25 protein-coding genes and 1 pseudogene are annotated in these 25,034 nt (G+C 68.1%); 17 read left to right on the forward strand and 9 right to left on the reverse strand.

Features of this window, described 5'->3' with window-relative positions:
• Positions 1–24: 24 nt before the first annotated feature.
• Both ACZ4VK_RS35615 and ku read right to left on the reverse strand, forming a co-directional pair.
• Positions 25–246, reverse strand: coding sequence for a hypothetical protein (locus ACZ4VK_RS35615; protein ID WP_468361812.1), 222 nt, complete (start codon positions 244–246; stop codon positions 25–27).
• 124 nt (positions 247–370) lie between these two features.
• Positions 371–1,306, reverse strand: coding sequence for a non-homologous end joining protein Ku (gene ku / locus ACZ4VK_RS35620; protein ID WP_468361815.1), 936 nt, complete (start codon positions 1,304–1,306; stop codon positions 371–373).
• Between the two features lie 133 nt (positions 1,307–1,439).
• On the opposite strand from ku, the gene ACZ4VK_RS35625 reads away from it, so the two are divergent.
• The 10 genes from ACZ4VK_RS35625 (at position 1,440) to ACZ4VK_RS35670 (ending at position 11,221) form a co-directional block, all read left to right on the forward strand.
• On the forward strand, positions 1,440–1,967 hold the full coding sequence (locus ACZ4VK_RS35625) for a site-specific integrase (protein WP_468361818.1): 528 nt from the start codon (positions 1,440–1,442) through the stop codon (positions 1,965–1,967).
• A 65-nt stretch (positions 1,968–2,032) separates the two neighbouring features.
• Entirely contained in the window at positions 2,033–2,908 is an 876-nt protein-coding gene (locus ACZ4VK_RS35630; RefSeq protein WP_468361821.1) for a tyrosine-type recombinase/integrase, read from the forward strand.
• A 3-nt stretch (positions 2,909–2,911) separates the two neighbouring features.
• A complete protein-coding gene (locus ACZ4VK_RS35635) occupies positions 2,912–3,136 on the forward strand; it encodes a tyrosine-type recombinase/integrase (RefSeq protein WP_468361824.1) in 225 nt (74 codons plus the stop codon).
• Positions 3,137–3,153: 17 nt separating this feature from the next.
• Positions 3,154–3,498, forward strand: coding sequence for a helix-turn-helix domain-containing protein (locus ACZ4VK_RS35640; protein WP_468361827.1), 345 nt, complete (start codon positions 3,154–3,156; stop codon positions 3,496–3,498).
• Positions 3,495–5,909 (forward strand): site-specific integrase, encoded by a 2,415-nt coding sequence (locus ACZ4VK_RS35645; protein WP_468361830.1) that lies wholly within the window; start codon positions 3,495–3,497, stop codon positions 5,907–5,909. The genes ACZ4VK_RS35640 and ACZ4VK_RS35645 overlap by 4 nt, the downstream gene beginning before the upstream one ends.
• Complete coding sequence (locus ACZ4VK_RS35650; RefSeq protein WP_468361833.1) at positions 5,906–6,559, forward strand: hypothetical protein; 654 nt, start codon at positions 5,906–5,908, stop codon at positions 6,557–6,559. The genes ACZ4VK_RS35645 and ACZ4VK_RS35650 overlap by 4 nt, the downstream gene beginning before the upstream one ends.
• A complete protein-coding gene (locus tag ACZ4VK_RS35655) occupies positions 6,556–7,164 on the forward strand; it encodes a hypothetical protein (RefSeq protein WP_468361836.1) in 609 nt (202 codons plus the stop codon). The genes ACZ4VK_RS35650 and ACZ4VK_RS35655 overlap by 4 nt, the downstream gene beginning before the upstream one ends.
• Before the next feature lie 399 nt (positions 7,165–7,563).
• On the forward strand, positions 7,564–8,820 hold the full coding sequence (locus tag ACZ4VK_RS35660) for a tyrosine-type recombinase/integrase (protein WP_468361839.1): 1,257 nt from the start codon (positions 7,564–7,566) through the stop codon (positions 8,818–8,820).
• A complete protein-coding gene (locus ACZ4VK_RS35665) occupies positions 8,817–9,818 on the forward strand; it encodes a hypothetical protein (protein ID WP_468361842.1) in 1,002 nt (333 codons plus the stop codon). The genes ACZ4VK_RS35660 and ACZ4VK_RS35665 overlap by 4 nt, the downstream gene beginning before the upstream one ends.
• A gap of 8 nt (positions 9,819–9,826) precedes the next feature.
• A complete protein-coding gene (locus ACZ4VK_RS35670) occupies positions 9,827–11,221 on the forward strand; it encodes a tyrosine-type recombinase/integrase (protein WP_468361845.1) in 1,395 nt (464 codons plus the stop codon).
• A 104-nt stretch (positions 11,222–11,325) separates the two neighbouring features.
• Here ACZ4VK_RS35670 and ACZ4VK_RS35675 read toward each other — a convergent pair whose 3' ends face one another.
• Positions 11,326–11,736, reverse strand: a complete 411-nt coding sequence (locus tag ACZ4VK_RS35675) for a hypothetical protein (RefSeq protein WP_468361848.1) — start codon at positions 11,734–11,736, stop codon at positions 11,326–11,328.
• 153 nt (positions 11,737–11,889) lie between these two features.
• Between ACZ4VK_RS35675 and ACZ4VK_RS35680 the strand changes: the two genes are divergently transcribed.
• On the forward strand, positions 11,890–12,234 hold the full coding sequence (locus tag ACZ4VK_RS35680; protein WP_468361851.1) for a hypothetical protein: 345 nt from the start codon (positions 11,890–11,892) through the stop codon (positions 12,232–12,234).
• Positions 12,235–13,090: 856 nt separating this feature from the next.
• Here ACZ4VK_RS35680 and ACZ4VK_RS35685 read toward each other — a convergent pair.
• Positions 13,091–13,381 (reverse strand): hypothetical protein, encoded by a 291-nt coding sequence (locus ACZ4VK_RS35685; RefSeq protein ID WP_468361854.1) that lies wholly within the window; start codon positions 13,379–13,381, stop codon positions 13,091–13,093.
• A 43-nt stretch (positions 13,382–13,424) separates the two neighbouring features.
• Here ACZ4VK_RS35685 and ACZ4VK_RS35690 point away from each other — a divergent pair, with 43 nt between their 5' ends.
• Positions 13,425–13,886 carry a hypothetical protein gene (locus tag ACZ4VK_RS35690; protein WP_468361857.1) on the forward strand — a complete coding sequence of 154 codons (462 nt, stop codon included), beginning with the start codon at positions 13,425–13,427 and terminating at the stop codon, positions 13,884–13,886.
• 171 nt (positions 13,887–14,057) lie between these two features.
• Here the strand turns inward: ACZ4VK_RS35690 and ACZ4VK_RS35695 are convergent.
• From ACZ4VK_RS35695 to ACZ4VK_RS35710, 4 genes and pseudogenes are all read right to left on the reverse strand, one after another.
• Positions 14,058–15,432: pseudogene (locus ACZ4VK_RS35695) on the reverse strand (IS1380 family transposase).
• 128 nt (positions 15,433–15,560) lie between these two features.
• Complete coding sequence (locus ACZ4VK_RS35700) at positions 15,561–15,848, reverse strand: hypothetical protein (protein ID WP_468361860.1); 288 nt, start codon at positions 15,846–15,848, stop codon at positions 15,561–15,563.
• A 175-nt stretch (positions 15,849–16,023) separates the two neighbouring features.
• Positions 16,024–16,485 carry a DUF5958 family protein gene (locus ACZ4VK_RS35705; RefSeq protein WP_468361863.1) on the reverse strand — a complete coding sequence of 154 codons (462 nt, stop codon included), beginning with the start codon at positions 16,483–16,485 and terminating at the stop codon, positions 16,024–16,026.
• Between the two features lie 2 nt (positions 16,486–16,487).
• The gene (locus ACZ4VK_RS35710) at positions 16,488–17,114 is read right to left on the reverse strand and encodes a DUF6000 family protein (RefSeq protein WP_468361866.1); all 627 of its coding nucleotides are present in this window, start codon (positions 17,112–17,114) and stop codon (positions 16,488–16,490) included.
• Positions 17,115–17,777: 663 nt separating this feature from the next.
• Here ACZ4VK_RS35710 and ACZ4VK_RS35715 point away from each other — a divergent pair.
• The 3 genes from ACZ4VK_RS35715 to ACZ4VK_RS35725 are packed head-to-tail and all read left to right on the forward strand — an operon-like array spanning position 17,778 to position 21,246.
• On the forward strand, positions 17,778–18,416 hold the full coding sequence (locus ACZ4VK_RS35715; protein ID WP_468361911.1) for a helix-turn-helix domain-containing protein: 639 nt from the start codon (positions 17,778–17,780) through the stop codon (positions 18,414–18,416).
• Complete coding sequence (locus tag ACZ4VK_RS35720) at positions 18,416–20,530, forward strand: hypothetical protein (RefSeq protein ID WP_468361869.1); 2,115 nt, start codon at positions 18,416–18,418, stop codon at positions 20,528–20,530. Before ACZ4VK_RS35715 ends, ACZ4VK_RS35720 begins: the two co-directional genes overlap by 1 nt.
• The gene (locus tag ACZ4VK_RS35725) at positions 20,530–21,246 is read left to right on the forward strand and encodes a helix-turn-helix domain containing protein (RefSeq protein WP_468361872.1); all 717 of its coding nucleotides are present in this window, start codon (positions 20,530–20,532) and stop codon (positions 21,244–21,246) included. Before ACZ4VK_RS35720 ends, ACZ4VK_RS35725 begins: the two co-directional genes overlap by 1 nt.
• A gap of 111 nt (positions 21,247–21,357) precedes the next feature.
• Here the strand turns inward: ACZ4VK_RS35725 and ACZ4VK_RS35730 are convergent, their stop codons facing one another.
• Positions 21,358–22,182, reverse strand: a complete 825-nt coding sequence (locus ACZ4VK_RS35730) for a hypothetical protein (protein WP_468361875.1) — start codon at positions 22,180–22,182, stop codon at positions 21,358–21,360.
• 221 nt (positions 22,183–22,403) lie between these two features.
• On the opposite strand from ACZ4VK_RS35730, the gene ACZ4VK_RS35735 reads away from it, so the two are divergent.
• Both ACZ4VK_RS35735 and ACZ4VK_RS35740 read left to right on the forward strand, forming a co-directional pair.
• Positions 22,404–22,541, forward strand: coding sequence for a hypothetical protein (locus ACZ4VK_RS35735; protein ID WP_468361878.1), 138 nt, complete (start codon positions 22,404–22,406; stop codon positions 22,539–22,541).
• Positions 22,542–22,625: 84 nt separating this feature from the next.
• Entirely contained in the window at positions 22,626–25,013 is a 2,388-nt protein-coding gene (locus ACZ4VK_RS35740; protein ID WP_468361881.1) for a helicase associated domain-containing protein, read from the forward strand.
• The last annotated feature ends 21 nt before the right edge of the window (positions 25,014–25,034 follow it).

Genomic DNA, 25,034 nt, shown 5'->3' on the forward strand with positions numbered 1-25,034 from the left:
CCGCTACGACAAACGAGCCCGGCACTACCAAGCCATGGTCACCCTCGCCTGCCTTCGCCTCTGGCTGCCATGACTTTCCGGACACCCCCTAGGGGCATCGATCCAGCCCTGCTGGACGCCGATCAGCAGACCTGCTCCGGCGAACAGCGCGCCGCCGATCGCGAAGCCGACGGGGCGGGTGCGGGCAAGCTTCATCCAGACGACGGCGGGCGCGACGGCGAAGAATATCCCCAGGACGGTCAGCATGTACGGGGGGACGTGCGGCCTCGAGCGCCCGGTTCCAGACGGCCGGGGCACACCTCAGGCCCGCAGGCCGGTCGTTCATGCCGTGTAGTGCGGCGAAGTGTTCGAAAGTGTTATCCGTGTGTGCCTACGCACGGCCGCCTCGCCCTCTGGGGTCTCGACCGTCCGCTGGCCCTGCGACGGCGTCGTGGTCAGGCGGACTTCGGGCGGCGCGTCGCCGTCTTCTTCCGCGCCGTCTTCTTCGCGGTGGCCTTCTTGGCCGTCTTCTTCTTCGGCGAGGGCATGTCGTGCATGGTCGCCTCGCCCCGCCGCCGACGGCCCCGCCGCGGCGCTCGCGGGCGTCGGCGACGGACTTCTCGAGCGCGGCCATCAGGTCGACGACCTGACCGGCCGGTGCCGCCTCGGACTCGGCAGTTCTGGGCGCCCGGTGCTCGGCTTTCGCCTCGATGACTTCGAGGAGCGCCTCGGTGTAGTGGTGGGTGACGTCGAGGTCGGTGATCGAGTCGACGGTCATCGTGTCCATCAGCGTGAGCGCGCCGGCGACCTCGTTCTCGGTGAGCTCGGTCTCCTTCGGGGCGAGCTCGGCGGGGGAGCGGATCTCGTCGCCCCAGTGCAGCCCGGACAGCAGCAGCGCGTTGCCGAGGGGGCGGAGCAGGCCGAGGCGCTCGCGGCCGCGGAGCGCGAACTTTGCGACCGCGACCTTCTCGTTGCGCTCCAGCGCCTTCCTGAGCAGCACGTACGGTTTGGCCGCGACCTGGCCGTCGGCGGTCAGGTAGTACGAGCCGGTGCCGTACTGGATCGGGTCGACCTGGTCCGCCGGGATGAAGGCGACGATCTCGATCGCCTTCGCCGTCGGCAGCGGCATCCCCGCGAGGTCCTCCTCGGTGATCGGGATGATGTGGTCCTTGCGGTCCTCGTACCCCTTGCCGATCTCGTCGTCGGTGAGCACTTTGTCGTCGATCCCGCACACCTTCTGGTACCGGACGCGCCCGCCGTCCTTCTCGTGGATCTGCCGGAAGGACACCGAGTGCGACTCCGTCGCCGCCTCAAGCTTGATAGGCACCGTCCCGTTGACTGAACTAAGATCGGTGTATTCACAGGTCAGAGCCTGTTTCTGCCAGCTTCGCGGCCATGCTTGAGGCGGGTGATTCTGCCCGGGATCTGGCCAGCTTCATGTGCCGGAATCCGGTGGGCTGGTGGAGACGGACGTCACTGCCGATGCTGGCGGGCCGGTTGGCGGGGATGCCGAATCCGGTGACGGGCAAGGCGGCGCCGGGGCCGATGTACTCGGCCAGGACGCGCGTGCACGCCGAGGCCGTGCTGCGCGCGTTCTACGCCTTCCACCTGGAGGAGGGCACAGGTCCGATCATCAACCCGTTTCCCGCCGTGCGGGACCGCCGCCGTGCAGTCTCCGCTGGCGGCTCGATGCGGGCGACGGGCGGCGGTCGCTATCGGCCGAAGGTTCCCTCGACGTTGCCGCGGCGGATCCCCGACGGCCGCTGGACTTTACACCGCACGACTTCCGGCGCATGTTCATCACCGACGCCATCCGCTCCGGACTGCCATCCCACATCGCTCAGGTCATCGTCGGCCACAGCAACATCAACACCACCATGGGCTACAACAAGGCTCGGGAATTGCATCAGACGGGCGAGAAGTCGCAGGTCGCCAGCTCGGGGCGAGGGCCTGATGGACTCCAACGCTACTACGAAGCGGCCTCCTGAGCAGGGAGTTTGCCAGATGGAACCCATCTGATGCAGGATTTTCCCTCCAGAAGGGATGGTCTGGAGTGGTGCAAGAGCGGAAGGTGGCCCTGGCCGGGGCGGCTCATCTGGAGCTTGTCTCCGGGGTGATCCAGCTGCGTCCGGAGGACGCGATGGTCGATGCGATGCTGCGGGGCTGGCGGGCCCAGCAGATGTTCCGGGGTTTGAAGGAAGGCACGATCGCCGGGCGGGAACGGCTGATCCGGCGCTTCCATGAATTCACCAACGAGTACCCGTGGTCGTGGCTGCCGGGCCACATGGACGAGTGGTCGGCCTCGCTGGCGGGCGAGAAGCACCTGGCACCGTCCACGATCCGCAGCTACCAAGGCGAGGTTCGGCAGTTCACAGAGTTCCTCTTTGACGGCCGCTACGGCTGGGGGCCGGCCTGCGAGGACGCCTTCGGTACCCATCCCGTGGCGATCTGCCACGAGTGGAACACCATCGCCCACCTCAACGACTACGAGGGCGACCCGGAGGCCAGGCCATTCACCCGGGAAGAACTGCAGCGGTTCCTCGACTACGCCGACGATCAGGTGGAACGCGCGGTGAAGTCCAAGCGCAAGGGCGCCCTTGCTGCCTACCGCGACGCCACACTGTTCAAGGTCGTCTACGGGTGGGGTCTGCGTCGGACGGAGACTTCGAAGCTGGATGTCGTCGACTTCGGACGCAACGCGAAGGCGCGACAGTTCGGCCGGTACGGCACGCTCAACGTCCGCTACGGAAAGGCGAAGAAGGGCCAGCCGCCACGGCGCCGGAACGTGCTGTCGGTGATGGACTGGGCGGTGGACGCGGTCCAGGACTATGTGGAGAACGTGCGGCCGCGGTTCGGCTGCGAGGACCACCCAGCGTTGTGGGTCACTGAGCGGGGAGGCCGGGTCAAGCCCTCCGAGATCAACGCCTGATTCGTGGCCTACCGGGACGCGTTGAAGCTCCCGAAGGAGCTCGTCCCCCACTCAATCCGCCACTCGTACGTCACGCATCTGACCGAGGACGGGGTCGACCGTCGGTTCATCCAGCAGCAAGTCGGCCACGAGTGTGACAGCTCCATCGCCATCTACACCCACGTCAGCGACGACTTCATGAACACTGCCCTGAGCAAGGCACTTGCCCCGGCGTTCGCCGGAACGTGACGAGGAAGGACCCGACGATGGCCGCCAAGCTCGACTACCAGTGGCACCTGCGCAAGATCATGGCGGACCGCGGGATGTTCTCCACGACCGACCTGATCCCTCCGCTCGAGGAACGCGGCATCGCACTGTCCTCCAGCCAGGTCTACCGGCTCGTCGTGGACCGGCCCGAGCGGCTCAGCTTGAAGATCCTCATGGCCTTGCTGGACATCCTGGACTGCACGATGGACGACCTCATCGAGCCGATCGCAACGGCCGGCGCCGTGAAGAAGCAGAAGAAGGCGGCGGCAGGCGGGGCGCCCGCCGCCGACGGAGTCGGTGACCTGCGGCCCAAGCGGGCCAGGATCGCACCGGTGGACCGTTGAACGGGTACGCGGAGGAGGTTCTGGCCGACCCGGTCGGCATGGTCGTGCGGCTGGTCGGAAACGTCGAGCGGCACCTGGACGCCGACCGCGTTCGCGAGATCGTCTGCACGGTGATGCGTGAACGAGCCGGTCGTCGGCGCCTCGCCCAGGCCCTGCATGACGATCCGCCGCTACTGCGGACCGGACGGCCTCCGGCACCGTTCTGCGTCGCGCGGTTGCTGATGGCTCTTCGCGAAGCCGGCGCCCAGGACATCGCGCTTCCCCGCTGCGGTGAGTGCGGCTGCGGACGCCCCTACGTGGGCAGCCGCACCGGCGGCCGGTGGGGATGCTCGCCCTGCTTCGACAAGCCGGCCGTCTGCGCGGGCTGCCGCCAGCAGCGGCGCGTTGTCAGCCGGGACCGCCACGGCGAACCTCGTTGCGCAAAGTGCCCGGACATGAACGGCGATCCACTCGCCGAACTCACCCGACTCGTCACCGCCGTCGATCCCGTGCTGACCGCCGACACCGTTCGATCAGCCCTCGAACGCGCCGCCGTCCGAACGGCAGGCCAGCGCCGCCTGGCCTGGGCGGTCATCGCCCAGCCCGACCTGCTGACCGGCGCCGGCTACGATGCCCCGACCCCCGCCGTCCTGCGGTTCATCAGCGAACTCGTCCAAGCCGGCGCCACGACGGTGGTCAACCCGGCCTGCTTCCGCTGCCAGGAGGTCAAGGCACTCTCGAAGCTCCTGGACGGCAAACGGGTCTGCCGCAACTGCTTCGCCCGCAACTCGGCCGTGCCCTGCATCCGCTGCGGAGCCATCCGCGAACCCGCCACCCGGGATGCCGAAGGGCACCCGCTCTGCCCCAACTGCCTCGTCAGCGACCCCGTCAACCTGGAGGAATGCTGCGGCTGCGGGCGCCGCCAGAAAGTCGCCGTCCGCCTTCCCGACGGACCCCGTTGCGCCAACTGCCGGCCAAGGACCGCCACCCAGTGCGGCATCTGCGGACGGACAGCGGTCTGTGAGATTTCCCGGGTCACGGGCGAACCCTGGTGCAACCGGTGCCAGCTGCGGTGGACACCATGCAGCAGCTGCGGCACCGTCGACCACGTCCGCGGCGGCACCTGGGACGCGCCTTTGTGCGCGAAGTGCACCAACCCGGATCCGGACTTCTGGGGCCGCTGCCCGGTCTGCCGCACCACATGGCAGCTCAGCACCCGCCCCTGCCAGCGATGCACGCTCGACCAGTTGGTACGCGACCTCCTTGGCGGCAACACCGGCACAGTCCGGCAGGACCTCGTCCCCCTCTACGAGGCACTGTCCGGAGCCGAACGCCCCACCAGCACCATGTTCTGGCTATCGGGCTCGAAGGTCAGCATCCTGCTCCAGCAGATCGGCCGCGACGAACGACCCGTCACGCACGAAACGCTCGACGAGCTGCCCGCGAGCAAGGTTCTCGCACATCTCCGCAGCGTCATGGTCGCCACCGGAGCACTGCCGGCCCGCGACGAACGCCTTGTCGCGCTTGAGGGCTGGATCACCGCGGCAGTTCAGGCCCGCACAGACCCCACCGAACGCCGGATCCTGCACGGATACGCAAGCTGGCATCACCTGCGGCGACTCCGACGACGCCTCGGCAAGGAACACACCACCCATCTCCAAGCCCTGAACGTCCGCTGCCACGTCACCGCAGCGGCCAACTTCCTCGACTGGCTGACCGGCAACGGCCTGACGCTCAGCGACTGCACCCAGCCTGACCTGGAGCGATGGACCTCAGACGCCGATGCCAGCTACCGGGACGAGACCGGCCACTTCGTCCGCTGGTCGGTACAGAACCGGCACGCCCGCGGCCTGACCTACGGCACTACCCGCTGGACGGGCCCCCTCAGCACGATCGACAGCGAGAAACGCTGGTCAGATGCCCGACGGCTCCTCCACGACGACGCCCTGCCCACCCCGGACCGCGTCGCCGGACTGCTGCTGGTCCTCTACGCGCAGAAGATCGCCTCGATCAGCCAGCTCACTGTCGACGACGTCCACCTCGACAACGACACCGTCGCGATCACGTTCGGTACCTCGCCAGTCGTCCTACCCGAGCCGCTGGCCGCACTCGTCCGCGAGCTCGTCGCGACCCGCCGAGGCAAAGCCAAGATCGGAACCCCCGAGGACGTCCCCTGGCTGTTTCCCGGCGGCCGCCCAGGACACCCCCTCGGCGATGACCGGATCGGCCAGCGTCTCCACAAGATCGGGATCCGGCCCCGGCAGGACCGCTCCACCGCACTGTTCACCCTCGCCGCCGAACTCCCCGCCGTCATCCTCGCCCGGGTACTCGGCGTCCACATCCAAGTCGCCGTCCAATGGCAGAAGGCATCAGCCGGCGACTGGGCCTCTTACGCCGCCGATGTCAGCCGCCGTGTCCCGGAGAACCAATGAAGCTACCCATCACCATCCACCAAGCACGGCTCGGATCCACGGAGTTCAAGGTCATCCGACCGGCCCGGCCCCTGGTCCACGCAGTGCTCATCGACCACGATCGGCACCTGGACACCTACCTCGATCAGGATGCCGCCCAGCGAATCGGTGGGCTATGGAAGCTCGCTGCCTCTTCACCGCGCTCGCTGGTCCACCTGCCGATGCGGGGGAACCGTGGCCCCTCCCGCGAGCTGCCAGAAGACGGCACACGGCAGCTTGATCTCGTGCTGCTGCACCACTCGCTCCAGTTCGCACCCTCACGCTGGAAGGAAATACGACGACGGCTCGGCCCAGGGCGTCCGCAGACCGTGACGCTGCCCGGCCCAGGACACACCGACGAAGCCGTGACTGACCACGAGGCACGGCACTACCAGGAGAACCGGGATCTGTTCCACCAGCATCTCCACGCCGAGACCCTGTTCATGACCGGCAGCGCGAAGGTGTTCAGGGACACCGCCCGACACTTCTTCGACATCGCCCGAAACGGCCCCGGATACGTCCCCGTCCATCCGAGCTACCCGCACTTCTGCACCGAGCTCCACTCCAACGACGGCATTCTCGGCGACGCGCGCGAGATCCACATCGAGTACTGCGACCAGTGGGACTCATGACCCTGACCGACAGGACCCCGCCGGCCATGACGTTCAACGATCACCTCCAGCACCTCGTCGAGAGAGCCCTCGCATCCATCCCGGCCGCCGACGCCAGCGACATCTACGCTGTCTCCTTCCTCATCGACAACGAGGACGACGACCCTCGTCAGCCGACCCTGACGATCGGCTACAACACTGAAACTCAGGCCCGACACAGCATCCAGGACGCCTCTGACCAGGCAGAAGCCCGCTGGAACTACGCTTTCTGGATCCAGAACGAGCTGACTGTGGTCGGCGACCTGACCAGCGACCCCGCCGGGGCCACAGCTCGCCAGGAGTGGATCAGCGACCTCGGACTTTGGTACGACGAGCCGACCGACCTCGCAGACTGGGATTCAGTCATCGGGCCACTCGCCGCGGAGATCGAGGCCCGCTTCAACCAGACCTGCTGCCAGCTCGCCCGAACCCTCCATACGACCGGCTTCATCGAAAGATCTGTCGGCCAAACCGTGCCGGTGATCGTCCACGAGCTGGAGTACTACGAGGCGATCGCCCGGCAGACCGAGGCCGCCAACCCGCCCGGCCTCGCCGACGAGTTCACCTCATGGGTCCGCAATGGCTGAGGCATTCGGACAGTTCCAATACCCGACTCCACCATTAGCCATCTACCCCACGGAGACCGTCGAAGCCCACCGCGCCTTCCTCACCCGCCGCCGCGCCATGCGCCCCGCCGAGGAGTACCGCACCCCCCACCGACGCCGAGTGGGAGGACTTCCTCAGCCACTTCGAACGCCGCAAACTCTCCGTCGGCACCTGCGCCCGCGCCTACGGTACTGCCTGCATCCACGAACACGTCCCGTTGACCGAACTAAGTGAGGTGCCCCCTGGGCTTCCTTCGAGGTCAACTCACAGTGACGACGGAGGGGTTGTGGCTGCTACTGGCGGGTCGTGGTGACTGCACGTGTGGTGGTGGATCTGGTTTCGTCGCGTGTCGTCGAGTAGATCAGCCCGTGGAGGTATAGATGCCAGAGCACAGCACGACGGTCCGGGATGTGGCGGCGCTGAAGGTGGCGAGGGTCGGCCGCGTCGAGAAGAGCGATGACCCTCTGCAGCCGTTTCGGCTGGTGGACGCCGATGGCACCGAGGTGGCGTCGGTGAGCGAGTTCCTGCACCACATGCTCGCCGACGACGCGAGTCCGACGTCGCTGCGGTCCTACGCCTACGAGCTGTTGGCGTGGGTTCGGTTCTTACACGCGGTGGACGTGCCTTGGTATCTCGCGAGCCGGGTCGAGGCCCGCGACTTCGCACTGTGGCTGAAGACCACGAAGAAGCCTCCGCGCCAGCGCCGTCCCGACGCGCCCCCACCGGGCTCGGTGAACCCGGTCACGGGGAAGGCCGCGCCCGGCGAGAACTACGCCGCTCGGACCAGACGGCACGCTCGCGCGGTGATCCGGTCGTTCTACGAGTACCACCGTGAGACCCACGGCCGACCGCTGATCAACCCGTTCCCGCAGGGCGGGGCTGCCGACGAAGGGAGTCCTAATGCGCATCACAACCCGATGCAGCCGTTCCGGCAGCCCTCGCGCCGGGGCACCTATCAGCCCAAGGAACCCAAGCCGACCCCGAGGATCATTCCCGACCAGGCGTTCAACGACCTGTTCGCCGCGTTGAAGTGCAACCGGGACAGGGCCCTGATCGCGTTCTACATCTCCACTGGCGCCCGCACCTCTGAGCTGCTCGGCGTCGAACAGGGCTTGGTCGCGCCCGAGGACCAGACGATCGGCGTGCTCCGCAAGGGCAGCCAGACTCTCCAGCACCTTCCGGCCTCCGCCGATGCGTTCGTGTGGCTGCGGCTCTACCAGCAGGAACTGCGCGGCATGGTCCCCAAGCACCCGTCGGAGCCGCTGTGGGGGACGCTGCGACGGCCCTTCCGCCCGCTCGAGTACGACGCGGCCCGGATGGTCTTCACCCGCGTCAACCAGCTGCTCGGCGCGAACTGGACCCTGCACGACCTGAGGCACAGCGCGGCCAAGAGGATGGTTCGCGATCCGAACCTGACCCTGGCCGACGTGCAGTGGGTCATGGGACATGCCCACATCACCACCACGGAAATTTATATCGCTCCCACGCCCGACGAGGTCGTCGCCCACGTCCTGGCCCACCATGAACGGCAGCGCACCGCGCAGGCCAAACCGCCAGCCCCGCCCGCGCCTGGCTATCGCCCCGAGGTCCTGGCAGCGCTGTTCGGCACATCGACTTCCGACGGGGAGAGCCAGTGAATACGACCGTACAGGTCGACGTCGCCGGGCCCGTCGAGTCACCTGAGGTGGGGAACGCGCTGGCGTGGGAACCGCGAGTCGGCGAAGCAAGCTGGTGGCAGACCTGTCAGAGCCGGGCGAGCCTGTTCGAGCGGCTGCTGGGACTGTTCACCGCCCCCGGTGTGGGCCTGACCCGCGACAAGACCCGGCGGCGGGGCCTGGTCAAGCTGCTGGACTGGCTCGAAGGCCAGCCCGGGGAGACCTGGCAGGATCGCTGGATGGCCAGCGGAGCGGACGACGCCGGCCTTGAGTGGACCGATCTGCCCCTGCAGGGGCGCGGCACACCCAAGCGTCACCAGCGCGATGAACTGGCCACGGGACTGGCGCTCCTGGTCGCCGGGCATGCGATCCGCCCCAGCTACCTGTGGCTGCTGCGGCAACGCCTGACGGTGATGCTCACCGAGACCCGGGCCGCCAGCGACCCCGACGCCTTCCAGCGGCTCGACCAACTGGCCCAGCACGCGACTGCCGCGGCCAGGTCCGACGCCCTGAACAAGCTCACCTGGATCGTGATCCGAAAGGGCGGCCGGGTCAGCGACATCACCGTCGGCGACTGCATCGAGCTGACAGCCGCACTGGAGGAACACCACTTCCGCGGCAGCGCGGGCCGGCCGCTGTTCTATGCCTGCTCAAGGAGACCGGTGTGCTCCCGGCCAGCGCACCACTGCGGTTGCGGGTGCTTCGTATCGAGGGCCGTCGCAGCATCGAGCAGATCGTCGACGGGTACGGCATCGAGTGCCAGTCCGTCCGCGATCTGCTGGTCGAGTACTTCACCGAGCGGGCTCCCGAGCTCGACCACGTCTCACTGCGTTCCATCGCCCGCAATCTATGCCGGTTGTTCTGGCGCGACCTGGAGATCCACCATCCGGGCATCGACTCACTGCGACTGGCGCCGGAGGTCGCGCAGGCGTGGAAAGAACGTCTGGCCCACATTCGTGATGCCCAGGGCCACCCGGTGAGGCCGCGGGTGAACTTCCGCAGCGAGCTGGTGTTCGTCCGGGCGTTCTACCAGGACATCGCCCGCTGGGCGGCCGACGATCCGGCGCGGTGGGCGCCCTGGGTGGCGCCGTGTCCGATCAAGTCGAGCGAGTGCGCGACGAAGAAGTCCAGGTCCAGGGTGAAGTCCCGGATGGACCAGCGGACCAGGACCCAACTGCCGTTGCTGCCCACCCTGCTTCGCGCCGTCGACCGGCAGCGCAAGAACGCCGAGGCTCGCATTACCGCGGCTCGCGCGACGCCGGCCGGGGGACGGTTCCTCATTGCCGGGGAGGAGTTCGAGCGCTGCCGGTCCGGGCAGGCCGGCCGCGTCTATGCCACCGAGGTGACCGCCAGCAGGCGGCGGAACCTGACACACGAGGAGGAGGCGGCGTTCTGGTCCTGGGCCACGGTGGAGGTGCTGCGGCACACCGGCATCCGGATCGAGGAAATGCTGGAGCTCACCCACCACAGCTTCATCGCCTACACACTGCCCACCACCGGCGAGGTGGTGCCGATGCTGCAGGTCGCCCCGTCCAAGACCGATTCGGAGCGCCTGCTACTGGTCTCCCCGGAGGTGGCGGAGGTGCTGACTGCGGTCATCTTCCGGGTCCGGGCCGGAAACGCCGCCCTGCCGCTGGTGTCGGCCTACGACGTGTTCGAGCAGACATGGAGCCCGCCCATGCCGTTCCTGTTCCAACGCCGGTACGGCACTGAGGACCGGCCGCTGACCCGCAGTTACATCCGCGAGTGCCTGGTCGCGACCTCGCAGTCCGCCCAGATCACCGTGGCCGGCGACCCGCTCGAATGGCACCCCCACGACTTCAGAAGGATCTTCGTGACCGACGCCATCCGCTCCGGACTGCCCCCGCACATCGCCGCGAAGATCTGCGGCCACGCCGCTCTGGACACGACCATGGGGTATGCCGCGATCTACCCGGAGGACGTGATCTCCCATCACCGGGCCTTCATCGCCCGCCGCAGAACCGAGCGGCCCAGCGAGGAGTACCGCGAGCTCACCGCGACCGAGTGGGACGAGTTCCTGGCCCACTTCGAACTCCGCAAGGTCGCCCTGGGAACCTGCGGCCGCGACTACGCGACCCCGTGCCAGCATGAAAACGCCTGTGTCAGATGCCCCCTACTGCTCGTGGACCCCGCCCAGATGCCACGCCTCCAGGAGATCCACGCCAACCTCATCGACCGCCTCCAGGAGGCCAGGGACCAGGGCTGGCTCGGCGAAGTCGCCGCCATCGAGACCACCCTGGCCGCCGCCGCCCAGAAGCTGGAGATCATGCGCGACCGTGCAGCCCAGCCGTCCACCGTCCAACTCGGCATGCCCGACTTCCGTCGCGACGCCGGACGAACCAGCGCCGAACCAGAACGCTGAGCGCCGACGCGACAGCCGGCGGAATCGCTCATGGAGCTGGGCCCGGCAGGATGCCAGGATGGAGATTCGAGCACCTGCGCTCTCACGGCAGTGTCCACCCCGGGCTACATGGGGCGAAGAACGGGGTCGATCTCGGCCAGGGCTTCGTACATCTGATGAGCCCCCAGGGCAACGCGGTCGTCAGTGTCCCGCAACATCTCCTCGCACAACTGCATCGCGTTGTCCCGGTCCTCGGAGAAGATGCTGAACACATCGTGAAGTGCGGTGTGGATCCAATCGCTGTGATTCGAGTCGGCGACTGCCAGTGCGGAGGCGACTACCGCCAACCCGATCCTGTCCTTTCGCCGCAGCACGGCTTCCGCGGTCACCCGGGTGACGAAGGTGTCACCTGCGTCGAGCACGAGCTCCAGCAATGGCCCGAGGGCCTCCTGCATCTCGGCGAAGCCTGCCAGGCCGTGACCGGCATCCGCCCGGTCACGGTAATCGTGGCTTCGCCCGAGCTCGCGGAGTACCACGACAGCTTCATGCCGCCGGTCTCTGTCCACCCGCCTACTCACCCTCCCGCGATCTCGGGTCAAAATACCACTGGGGCACCCTCCAGATGATCGTCGTCGCGACAGGCCCCCAAGCTGCGTTCCCGCGGAACAAGGCGTCATAGGCTCCAGGACATGCACAGCACCTTGACGGAGCACGCTCGGTGTCTCTACGGAGACGAGTTCGGACCGACGCCTGAGTGCGACCTCGACCACCGGGAGCACTACTTCATCGAGGAACTGACTTTCGCTGACGCCGATTCGATCCTCGCCATGCTCCGTGAGCTCTGCCCGCACGTGGTCGATGGTCGTTTGCCGGTCTGGGTCCGCAACCTGTCCTACCGGTTGGTGCTCCTGCAGCGACCTGATGAGCCAGCGCTGATGCGCGAGGCTGCCGAGAACTTGTGGCTGCACGGACCGGACTGGGATCGCATCGCGGCGGACCTGACAAGGCAGGCAGACGCCCTGGAGGCCGGCTGAGTCGGGACGCGAGGTCCATAACGTGGGCAGATGCGGATCAACGTCACGATGACGGCGACGTGGAAGACGTTTCCGCACCAGCGCGGGCCAGCTGCCCCGAGCCCTGGCTGCGGCTGACAACCGTCCGTCGCTCGCGGCGCGTCTGGGGTGACGCGATGGGCTCAGGCGCGCGGCGGCAAGACCTCGATCACCGTGGCCGTGCCGAAATAGGTTGAGCTTCGTGCATGGTGATCACATCACCGGTCTTCAGATGCCTCCACTGCTCTGGTCTCAGAGGAGCCAGCCGAGCATCAGCCGTCTCTCCCGGGCCGAGCTTCTCCGCATACTCCACCCACAACCTTGCGATGCTCAGCTCTCGTTCCCCGCCGGCGGTGCGGTTGCCGATGTCCCACATCGGTCGGAGCCGACCGTCTCCGGAAAAGGCAGTCCGGCGTCGGCCCTCCTCCCCACCCGCCAGGCTCAAGGTCACCCGGACAGTGCCGTGCTGGATCTCCCAGGCTCGCCACTCGCACCAACTGCGGCTGCGGTCGAGCATCATCTGGCGAGCGGCCTCGGCGAGGAGTTCCCAGAAGTCCACCGACACGGGGGTGGACGTCACCGATCTCGATGAGGACGGCGAGCACCATCTCCCACTCCTGGCGCCCGATGTCCTCGCGAACATCCCCAACCGTCCGCCCGTTCTCTGCTACGGCGTCCTCAGACAGCAGGTCGACGGCCCGCCGAAGGAGTGTGAACGCGTCATCCATATCCTGCATTGTCCCCTGTCCCCGGACGTCCGTTCATCAGCGACAAGGCAGGAGTCAGCCGCACGACACGCCCGGCTGGTCCCAGCAGGCGAGATTTCTGCCCACTACTTTCAGCAACTCGACGGCAATCCGTCCCACCGGGCGGACAGCTGGGCTAGTTCGGATAAGCCTGCGTCCGCTGCTCCCTCCTGCGCCCCGACCGGGCACAGCGAGGCCGGCTTGTTGAGATCCGGGACAACCTCCAGGACCGGATCGCCGAGGCCGAGCGAGAAGAATGGCTCGGCGAGATCGAAGGACTCCGCGTCAGCCTCGCCGGCGCCGAATCCAAAGTCGACCAGATCGACTCCGCATCCGGTGGTATGGCGATCAACCTCGGCATGCCGCGCAAGATCCCCGCTCACCCCGCCCTGAAGGAGGGAGCAGCGTCGTTGAGACAATCACGGGATGATCAGCAAGGAGATCCGGTTCGACTGTCAGCCCCGTGGCGACGGCGGTCCGCTCGTGGTCGTCCCTCACATCGACGGGGCCCCACTCACCGAGCTGATCGACGGGTTCGAGATCGCGGCTGGGATGCAGCCTGCAGGAGATGCCTACGGCGGTCTGATCCCGGAGTTCTTCCGGTTCGGCTCGATGCAGGACCACTTCCTCGGACTGTCCACTGGCGCGATGGGGGCGAAGACACCCGTTCTCGGCTGTGAATGCGGCGAGTGGGGGTGCTGGCCGCTCATGGCCCGCATTACCGCGACCGCGGACCTCGTAAGCTGGAACGCCTTTGAGCAACCGCACCGCAGGACCCGCGACTACGCGGCACTCGGTCCGTTTCATTTCGACCGTCACCAATACGATGACGCCTTGCGGGCCCTGAGTGCGGTGATCGGCGCCGACGCCGACGGCACGCGCGCATGAGCACTGCCGTTAGCCTCGATCTTTCGTGACGGTCCGTCGGTTTCTTCGGCGGGCCGTTTCGGTTGTTCGGGCTGGTGGTGGTCAGGCTGATGGCCCGGCTGTCGCCGGGTGGGCCCCGGGTTCCACGGCTCCGGTCGGGGTGGTGCTGCTCGCAGGGACGGAACGTGCTGGTCAGCCGGGGTCCGGGAGAGCTTCGAGCCGCGCCAGGGCGTCGGTGATCACATTGGTCCAGGGCCAGTGGCGGGCGAACCTCAGGTGCCGGCGGCGGGCGGTGGTGATGATCTGGGCGGCGGAAAAGAGCCGGAGTCTCAGGCGGCGGGGCTCCCACCTGCGGATTCCGCCGGTCAGAACCAACACGAGCATCCATGCCAGCAGGTCGAGGGCAATCTGGACGATCTCCAGCCAGATCCGGTTCTGCGCGGTGTCGTGCAGGGGCAGGTTGCGCAGGCTGGTGGCGCGGGCGGCCCGGATGCGGTCCTCGGCCCTCGCGCGCTGGCGGTGCCGCAGTTCGAGTGCGGCGATCGGGATGCCGGTGGTGTTGGTGGCGAAGGCGGTGAGCCGCAGGCCGTCGGCGTCGGTGATCCGCAACTGGGATCCGGGGTGAGGTCGTTCCTTGCGGACGATCAGCCGCATTCCCTTCGGCCAGCCGCCCAGGACGTCGCCGGACAGTTCGGCGACCCAGGCGCCGTCGCGGATTTCGCCGTCCGGCTCGACGGCCACGGTCCATGCGGCGGGCGGGACTTTGAGGACGGCCTGGTGGATGGCGTCGGTGATGGTCATGCCAACCGAGTACGACAGCCACCGGCCGTGCTGGGCGAGCCAGGTGACGAACTCATGGGTGCCGCCTGCGGAGTCGGTAGGGATCCGCGTCTGGCGTCCGCGCCGGTACTTCTCCGGAAGTTGGGCCAGGGCGAGTCGGGTCGTGGTGATGTAGTCGGCGGCGGTGTTGCTGCCTGTGTTTCCGGGCCTGAGCAGGCCGGCCACCGGCTCTCCGCTCCCGCCGCTTCCGTGGTCGACGAGCCCCATCAGAGGATGGTGCCCGAAGGTCTTCTTCGAGGTCGCGGTGGCGTCCTGCTTCTCGGAGTGGGCCGGCACGAGCACCCCGTCCAGGTCCACGATCACCTGTCCCGCGGCGTCCGGGGCCGCGTTCTCGGCCAGGGACCAGGCACGCTCACGCGCTTCGGCCCGCGCGGCCCGTATCGCGGACAGGGCCTTCGGCCCGGCGGCGGCAAGGGCGCCGATCATGCGGGAGACCGTCTGGTCGGATGCCACCGGCCCGAACACGGCCGGCTCGGCCCGCAACATCCCGACATCCGCGAGGCAGTCCCCGCCCAGCGTGACCGCGAGGGCTACATCCAGCAGGATCTTCCCCCGGATCGTGCACCGCCTGCGGACGTCGCCACGGCATCAGTGCCGACGCTATCGCCCGGTCCAGCCCAGCCTTGCGGGCTGTCTCGACCAGCAGCACGGCCCCGGCCTGGGACACCACTCCGCGACCGCCACCCTCAACGCGGATGCGTGGAGAGGACCCGATACGCTTCTTCACCTGGGAAGTGCCTCCGACGGTGGCAGGAGCAAGGACCTCGACAATCCCTATTCTTGCTGTCCAGAGGCACTTTCTGCCTACCTGACCACCCGTCGGGCAGGTTGGGGCCCCGTGCTCCGGCGCGGTGGTCACAGACCGTCGTAACTGCTGGCCACGACTGCAAGGGCGACCACGCCCGCCACGCTGGCCAGACTGCACACCAGAAAGGCCACACGCGCCGCCCATTGACGGCCCCCGATGCGCCGGGCGCTCCTCAGGCCACCGATGGAGAACGCCAGACCCAGGAATGCGAACGGCAGAGCCGGCGCCCAGAAGACCCAGGTCCATACAAGCCCGACAAGTAGCAGCCCCGCACCAAGTGCCACCGCGGGCAAGGCCCACGGGTTCGGCTCGCGGCGATCAACACTCAGGTCCATCAGCACATCCAACCCGAGGGCCAGTGCATGCCACAACCACGGCCGGGCTACTCACCTGACAGCTGGCTCCGATCGAGGTCACAGGGGAACCGAGAGAATCCCTGTTTGCCCTGATCAGGTGTCGCTTCTGCCTCGCAGCTATCCGCCTGACAGCCCACTCGATGAATGCACGAGGTTAGCCCGTCTTGCTGCAGACGGAGTGCAGGGGCGGAGAACAGCGGCGCGGGGACTCTTCATCACCGGCGGCGATGGGCAGGTTGTGCCACCAGTGACCGCATCCGCCGGAGCAGAAGCGTTCGCGGCGCCGTTCGTCCGCGACCGCGAGTACCGCGACCATCAGCCGGAACGCCTTGCGGCGCTCATCGAGAGGGGTGAGGCCAGCAATTTTCCCCAATTGCTGGTCGATCGGGCCGCAGGTGATCAGAATCGCAGGCGTGTGCGTCGCGCGTAGCCCGGCGCGCCGAATGCTCTCGGGTCCGTCTTCGGTGACGGCGCGAGCCTGCACGCAGTGATGGCGCAGGAACAGGAGTATCTCAGCCTGCGCCTCTGGGCCGTGAGTGTCGAACCACTCGATGCCCCATGACATCGGGCGAAGACCCTGGGCGAGTTCGTTGAGAATGATGTCTCGCTCGGCCATGATCAGCTCTCGCAGTCCAGTGAGGCGAAGACCGCATGGGTCTCATCGACGAATGCGCAGAGTCGCTGCACGGTCTGCTGGCAGTATTGCGGGTCGAGGGCCGCCACGGCCCGGACCTCGAGCCATCGGTCCCAGGGACCGCCCGGGACTAGGAACCGTGTTGCGTACTCGGAGCCGAGCATCTCATCGAGGTGCAGTAGCGTCCCAAGGACGACTGCCTGATCGTAGTCGAGGTCGGGACGCGACAAGTAGTGATCAAGGTATGCACTGAGAAGTTCGGCATCCGCTGCAGTACCGAACTCCGCAAGGGCGACGCAGTACGCCGCGCCCGCGTACGGCCCCTCGCTGGCCAGTAGGAGCCGGCCCATGAGCTCGCGGAACTCGGACCTGTGGGCCACAGCAACCATCCAGGCAGCAGTCTTGCGCTCGCGCCATCCACCCTCGAAGAGGACACCTAGCTCCGCCGGAGTGATTTCGTACGCAGCCCGAGCCAGATCCCGCACAAACACGGAGCGCTCGACCGGGCTCAACCGGAAAACGCTCCCGCCCAACCGAAGGTATCGCCGATCAGGCGTGACGAACCGGCGAACCAGATCCTGCAACTCGGAATCACTCTGGACATCACGCATAGCCGCATCCTGGCCCGAGACGGTACGCGTGTGCCACAGGTTTGCCGACTGCCTCAACGGACCGCGATTACTGGTTCAGAGAAGTGACCAGGCCAAACGACACCGCTCCGGACCACAAGGGACGGGGCATCCGCAACTCCTCCAGGACCCCCCTGGACGTGCTCTGTGGGATCTCAGATGGCGTGGCCAAATCTCACGGCCAATGGCCACCTCGTGACCGATTGGCCACGGATCTGAGAAGTCCCGGCCGCCCTTGTCCCGTCGCATCGAACTGCGGCTTGTCTCACTGGTCTGAGCACCGACCATGCGGTGCGGAGGCCGGGACAACCGACCCGAAGGGGGCGCTGAGTGTCGCCGGCTAGGAGTGCCGAGCGAGGCAGTACAGGCCGAGGAGGTGAGCGGCCGTCCACGGCGCAGCACGTCAGTGAACACGATGAGAGGCATTGCCGCGCTCGCGGCCCTGACGCGTTCGAGTTCGGGCAGGTATGGCCCGCCAGGGACGGCATGCAGCTGAGGCCCCACCGCGGACCCGCCTGCAGGCAACTTCGAACCTACCGGGAGCACCGCCAGCGCCTGTCTGGCAAAGCCAACGGGGAAGCCTCCCGGGCAGTGTGAGTGGATCCGGAGCCGACAGCCCGCTACGGTATGTGCGTCATCGAATATATGAGTCGGCATGTTCGAGTAGGGGTCGTGCTTCTGACAACAAGCCAAGCGGCTGCGGAACTCGGCTGTGCGGTCACCACCTTCCGGCGGCTCGTCCACGCCGGGCTTCTGCCAGGGCTGGCACGCCGGGGAAACCGGGTCATGATCCCCCTTCAAGCCGTGCAAGCCCTCAGCGCTCGCCCGAACGCACCGCTTCACCGGCTCGACGTGCCCGAGATCGCCGTCCTGCGTGTGAACGCGCCCCAGACACCGGCCGCGAGCGGCCGTGAAGGAACCGGCTTTCACACCCGCATTCCCGTTCAAGACCTCCTCGAGACGCTCAAAGGATGGTGGCGATGCGACGCTGCCAGCGTCGCGGCCGGTCGAGTACTGCCCGTGACCGTCTCCGGATACGTCATCGCCGCGTTGACGGGCCTTGAATCGTGGAAGAGAAACGACCAAGGCCGTTACGCCTTCCCCCACGCACGGCTAGCCGGCTACGTCACCGACCTGATCACCCCACAGATCACCTACACCTCCCGGGCCGAAGGCGACCGAAACGCCGCCGACCTCCTGCTCGGCACACGCCTGCCCTCCCACTCGGGCGGACCGTTCGCCTACGTCCTCGCCCGCACCCCCGCCCCGACCGAGGCATCGTGATGGACGCCAAGACCTACAACGCCGCCCTCGCCGCCCTCCGCGCGGACCGAGACGAGATCAAGAAGGCCCGCGCCGCACTGGCGAAACTCGAAGCGGCCCGGGACAAACAGATCCGCATGCTTGCCGGCTACGAGAAGGCCACCGCCGAGCGCATCGCCCCGGCCGCCGGCCTGAGCGTCGCGGACGTCGTGAGCATCGCCCCCACACTCGCCCCCGAGAGCATCGCCACGACCCCGGCATCCCCCAACGGCGCCACACAGCAGGACCCTGAAACCCTAGACACCCCGACGCAAACCCGGACCGCCACCGTGGCCGTCACGCCGGCGCAAGGAATGCACCCTTCAGCGCCCGCCGCCCCGGCCGCACCAGAGCCGACTGCGCCTCCCGAGCAGGTCCCTGTACCCGAGGTGTCTGAGCGACTGCGGGAGCTGTCGTCGATCCCTGAAGGTGCCAAGGGGGACCGGTGGTTCACCCACACCCCGAACCTGGCCTCGACGTCCCCGAACTTCATCCAGCAGGCCCGCTCGACGGTATTCCTTGATACCACCACCGGGATCCTTGTCCACCGTGACAAGACCCTGCGTCTGGCTCTGCCCGACACTCGCGCCGCCACGATCCTCCAGGCCGTCTTCCACGCCGTGCCCGAAGGCACCGAGCGGATCTTCATCACCGCCGGCGACCCCTGGCACCACCAGGCAGACCAGCACCCGTTCCTCAAGGACGCCGTCGCCGCCTGGCTGAACGCCCCCATTCCCGGATGGCGCACCGACACAGGCCGCGGCAAGGACAAGATGGCCGGCCACTTCGTCCACCCCCGCAACCCCGTCGCCCGCTACCAGAGCGACAACGGCGCTTTCCACGTCGAGATCCGCTCGGTGGGGGAGTGGTTCGACCCCGAAGGCGCCGACCCCGCCGTCGTCCGCGACGCGTTCGTCCTTCTCTGGAAGACGCTGCGCGCCCACTGGAACGACGCGGTCCTGATGGGCTCCCCGTCCCAGACCGGCCGCGACCTGTGGACCCGCACCATCCCCAGCCGAGGCCAGCACGCCGACGGCTACCCCGTCCTGTCCGAGGAGCTCCGCGGCCTGCTGCACGCCACCGCCGGCCAGGGCCGCACCGAGCTCATCGTCCCGCCCGCGGTGCCCGAGCAGCTGCCCGCGCTGGTCGAGTACGACCGGACCTTCGCCTACGCCAAGCACACCTGGAAGTCCCCCGTCGGCACGCCTCGCCGCATCACCGCCGCCATCTTCGCCTCGTGGAGCGAAAAAGAGCAGATCAAGGCCCTGTACGGCTGCGGTCACTGGCACGTCCGTGTCACCGTCCCCGACACCTGGAACCATGTCGGCATCCTGCCCGCCCCCGCCCCCGGCGACCGCGCCTGGCACTACCCCGCCGCCCCCGGCACTACGTTCACCACCTGGGCCGGCGGACCCGAAATCCACACCGCGCTCGCCAACCCGATCCAGCCCTGGCGGATCGAGATCCTCGACGGCCTGCTCTTCGACGACGGCAAACCCCTCGACGACTGGGCCAAGAAACTCAAGGAAGCCTGGTCCTCCCTCGCCGCCCAGGCCGATCTCCACGGCGACCCCTACCAGCGCACCGCGGCCCGCCTGGCCTCCCGCGCCGTCCGCTCCCTCCTCCTCTACGGCATCGGGTCCTTCGCCCAGCGCCCCCGCATGGTCACCGGCACCACCCCCCGCACCATGGAACGCGACGTCCCCATCGACGCCGAGATCATCGGCTTCACCGACGACCAGATCACCTGGCAGCGCCCCACCGGCTTCACCCGCGACCCCAACGCCCACCCGGAATGGGCCGCCGCGATCTGGTCCGGCGCCCGCGCCGCCCTGCTCTCCCAGCGACACCGCGACGACAACACCTACGCCGGAGCCCTCCATACCCCGCCCGGCAGCGTCGTCGCCTTCCGCACCGACGCCGTCTACCTCACCGCCCCCCAGCCCTGGCCCTACCACGGCCAGCCCGGCGACTACCTCAACAAGGGCCACCTCCCCGGCCCCGTTTCCGCTCCCGCCACCGAAGAGCAGCTCCTCGCCCTGCGCGACGCCGGCCGCGCCGCCGTCACGCCGACAACCATCCCCGGGGAGTCCTGATGCCGCCCCGCGACCGCCGCCGCACCCCGGCCCCACAGCTCAACGAGGCCGCTCACCTCGCCGACCAGCTCCAGGCCGCCGGGTTCACCAAGCGCGACATCGCCCGCATCATCGACCGCGACCCCTCCCTGGTCTCCCAGTTCTACACACGCAACAAAGGCGCCGCGTTCGTCCCCGCCCTCACTCACGTCCTGGCCGCCGTCCAGACCGCGGGCATCACCGACACTTCTGAACTCGCCGCCCTCGCAGCCCCCCACATCACCCGCCGCACCACCGCTGCCGGCACCCGCGCCCGGGTGCGCACCAAAGCCGTCCTCATCACCCCCACCGGAACCGGTACCGGACGCGCCGGCGCCCAAGCCATCGCCTCCGGAGCCGCGCGCCTACGCCCCCTGATCGCCGAAGCCGCCCGCCAAGACCTCCGCCTCGCCTTCACCGTCCGCATGCCCAAGACCGGCTACACCCTCGCCTCGGGCAGCCGGACCGACTCACCTGGCATCCGCCGCGACGTCGTCCAGCGGGCCGACCACACCGAGGAGCGCTCCTACGGATCCGCTGCCACGGGAGGCTTCGACGCCGCCGACTTCGCCCGCCGTGTCGATGCGGCAGGTGGCGATGTCACTGCCGCCGTCCAGAGATGGCTCGTCGAAACCGGCCGCATTCACGAGGACGCCCACATCACGCACCTCGAGGTTCGAACCTGGCGCCCTCGCTGACCGCTCACCCCTGGAAGAATGAGCCGGGTGTCTCCGAGTGGTCATTCGCGACCAGGTAACGCATGACGTCAAGTGGGCGGGCTGCGCGCACGGGGATGCGACAGGGCCGCCTCAGAACCAGTGGTCTCCCGGGTGGCCCACCGGATGCTTGCACAGTCCTTCCTCGCTTGCTGCGGGACATTCGTCCATGACCTCGATGCGGTGGCCCTCCCCGGCGTGGGGCCAGGTGACCCACCAGGCGGTACTGGTGTCGACGTCGTGGTCCTGGCTCTGGGCCAGAGCCACGTGCTGTCCTGCGTGGCCGGGAACGTACTGACAGGTCAGATTCCTCTCCACCTGGTGCACCCCTTTCGGGAGCGCGTCGAGCATGTCAGCCTCGCTGCTGGTGATCTCGACCGTGCCGGCACAGAGCACAGCGCGCGCTCCGGAGCAGCCCGAGCCCGCGGGATGGTGCAGAGGCAGCGGGCAGCGCTCGCAGGAGGGCCCGAGAGTCAGCTCGTGGCCGGCCGCCTGCCACCAGAGCCAGTGCGTGGTGACGGGCAACTGGCCTTCAAGAACGAGGACATCGACGAGAGCGACGTGCCGACCGGGGTGAGACGCGGCCAGGTCGCATCCGAAGTACTCCCCACCGTCCAGAATCGCTTCAGCGCCCTGTGCGGCGAGCCGGTCGAGTTCGACATTGGTCAAAGTCAGCGATGCCGTGCACGTCATGGTGCTCAGAATGGCACCCGGCACTGACATGCGGAGCGGCGAATGGCTGAACGGCCCCGGCAGGGCGTACTGCTGCGCGGGGGATAAACCGGCACGTCCTGTGTGCCGTGTGCGGGCGGTGTCGGCCTGTGCGATGTCGAAGTGCCGTCGACTCCGGCGAGTTCCGCCGAGTTCCGGCGGTGTAGCCGCGGCTGCCGCATCGACGGTTCCGATGCCGTTACGCACAGGGGCGAGCTCCAGCCGGAGCAAGAGATGTGCACGTGCTTGATGCTCGCCCCCAAGACGCGTCGGTCCAGGTCCGCAGGTCCCCTTGCGGCGGCGCTTCGAGACGTGTGGCGGGGTGGGCGGGCGAGGTGTGGTTAGTGAGCAGGCTGTGAGCCTCGTAGGTCCTTTGCCCTGGTGAATGGGCATGCTGGGTGTTGTGAGGCGCTTTTGCAGGGGCGTCGGTGACCACTCGAGGCGACCGCACCGTCGGAGTCATCAGCCACGTCCCCGAACTACGCCGCCGCATCCCTCACCGACTCCACGTCCGCAAGAACCCCACCGGCTCCACCCTCGCCCACCTGACCGAAGCAGCCCAATAGCCTGACACTCATGAAGGCGGAGGGGACACCCCGTGACCCGTCCCCTCCGCACCACCCGGCCGACCCCGTTGGAGCGGTACCGCCATGCCAGAGATCGAGCTGCGTCCGCACCAGCAGGAAGCCGTCACCGCCGCCGTCAAAACATTGCGCACCCACTCCCGAGCCACTGTGGTCGCCGCCTGCGGTACCGGGAAAACGCTCATCGCCGCCCGCACCACAGCACGCCTCACCCCGCGAGGCAGGACTCTGGTCCTGCTGCCCACCTTGGACCTGCTGTCCCAGACAGCACGCTCCTGGCACGCGGCAGGGCGCAAGGGCACCACGGTCGCCGTCTGCTCGGCGCGTCAGGCCGTCGACCACACCCCGGCCGGCGACCTGCCCATGACCACCAGCCCCGCCGAGCTCGCCGCCCTGACCAGCCAGAGCACGGGGGAGCCGGTCACGGTCTACGCCACCTACGCCTCCCTGCCCGCCGTCGTCACCGCCCACCAGACCCACGGCCTTCCTCCCTGGGACCTGCTGGTCGTCGACGAAGCCCACCGCACCGCAGGCCGCATCGGCAAAGCCTGGGCCGCCGTCCACCACGACGACCAGGTCCCCGCCCACCACCGCCTCTACCTCACCGCCACCCCCCGCATCTGGGACGCCGACGCCGACCGCGACGGGGACGCCGACACCGTCGCCTCCATGGACGACGAAACCCTCTTCGGCCCCGTCGCCTACCGCCTCACCCTCTCCGACGCCATCGACCTCGGCCTGCTCGCCGACTACCAGATCCTCGTCCCCGTCATCGACGACACCACCCTGCGCGACTGGCTCGCCACCGGACCCGGCGCCGGCGTCGACGGCCTACGCCTCGCCGGCCGCCAGGTCGCCGTCCTCAAAGCCATCCACGACCACAAACTCCGCCGCGTCCTCACCTTCCACCACCGCGTCCAAGACGCCCGAGCCTTCGCCACCACCCTCCCCGACACCACCGCCGCCCTCCCCACCGACCTGCAACCCGACGGCCTGTGGTCACAGTGGATCAGCGGCACCCACCCACCCCGAGTCCGCCGCCGCATCCTCCTCGACTACGCCACCCACACCCACCCCGAACAACCCGCCGTCCTCGCCAACGCCCGCGTCCTCGGCGAAGGCATCGACGTCCCCGCCATCGACGCCGTCGTCTTCGCCGACCCCAAGAACAGCCCCGTCGACACCGTCCAGGCCGTCGGCCGAGCCCTACGCCAACAACCCGGCGCGAACAAAAAAGCCACCCTGATCGTCCCCGTCTACCTCACCCCCGACGAAAACCCCGACGACCTGCTCGGCGCCGACGCCTACACCCCCCTATGGCGCACCATCCAAGCCCTCCGCGCCCACGACAGCCGCCTCGAAGCACGCCTCGCCGACCCCCGCACCCACCGCCCCACCCTCACCGGCGAACCCGGCCACTGGCTCCACTTCGACCGCCCCACTCAGGCCGACGAAGTCGCCCTCGCCCTCACCCTGCGCGTCCTCAAACCAAAGAGCGCCGAATGGCGCCGCGGCCTCGCCTCAGCCCGCCGCTACCACCGCACCCACCACCACCTCGACACCCCCCAGACCTACCAAGACCCCACCGGCTACCCCCTGGGCCGCTGGATCACCTGGCAGCGCCACCTCCACAACCAAAACGCCCTCGACCACGCCCGCACCCACGCCCTCGAACAACTCGGCATCATCTGGAACCCCCGCCAGCAAGCCTGGGACCGAGGCCTCACCCACGCAGCCGCCTACGCCACCACCCACGGCCACCTCGCCGTCCCCGTCGACCACCACGACCCCGAAACCGGCTTCGCCCTCGGCCGCTGGCTCGCCACCCAACGCAAACGAGCCGACCAGCTCACCCCCGCCCGCACCCAAGCGCTCCACGACCTCGACCCGCACTGGAACCCTCCCTGGCCCCTGACCTGGCAGCGCATGTACCACACGGCGCGACGCCACGAGCAGAGCGGCCACCCACTCACCACCGTTCCACGGCACTTCCAGACCGAAAACGGCGAACGCCTGGGGGAGTGGCTCCACACCCAGCGCACCAACCCGCCCCAAGCCCCAGAGCAACTAAGTCTGCTCGCCAGCCTGAACCTGGCAACGCAGAACCCGGACTTGAACGCTGCTACGCCCTTGAGACGGTCCTCCGGTGGGCGAGACCGCGCCTTCCAGCAAGGCCTCACCGCACTCAGACAGTTCTACGCCCGGGAAGGACACAGCCGTGTGCCGCAACGGCACACAGAGGAACTCCCCTCCGGATCCGTACGCCTCGGCCAGTGGCTCAGCAACATCCGCCGGCGATGGGGCCAGCTACCCCTTGAACGTCAGCAAGCACTGATGGCCATGGGCCTCACAGCCCCAGCCCAAAGAACTGAGGAATCGTCAACTAACTTACCTTGTACCCTAATCGGCCGAAATCATGGCTCTACTACCTCGCTCTCGCCACCCACGGGGTAGCGCCGCTCGATTGATGAGCTC

This window comes from Streptomyces sp. NPDC028711 (assembly GCF_055565415.1).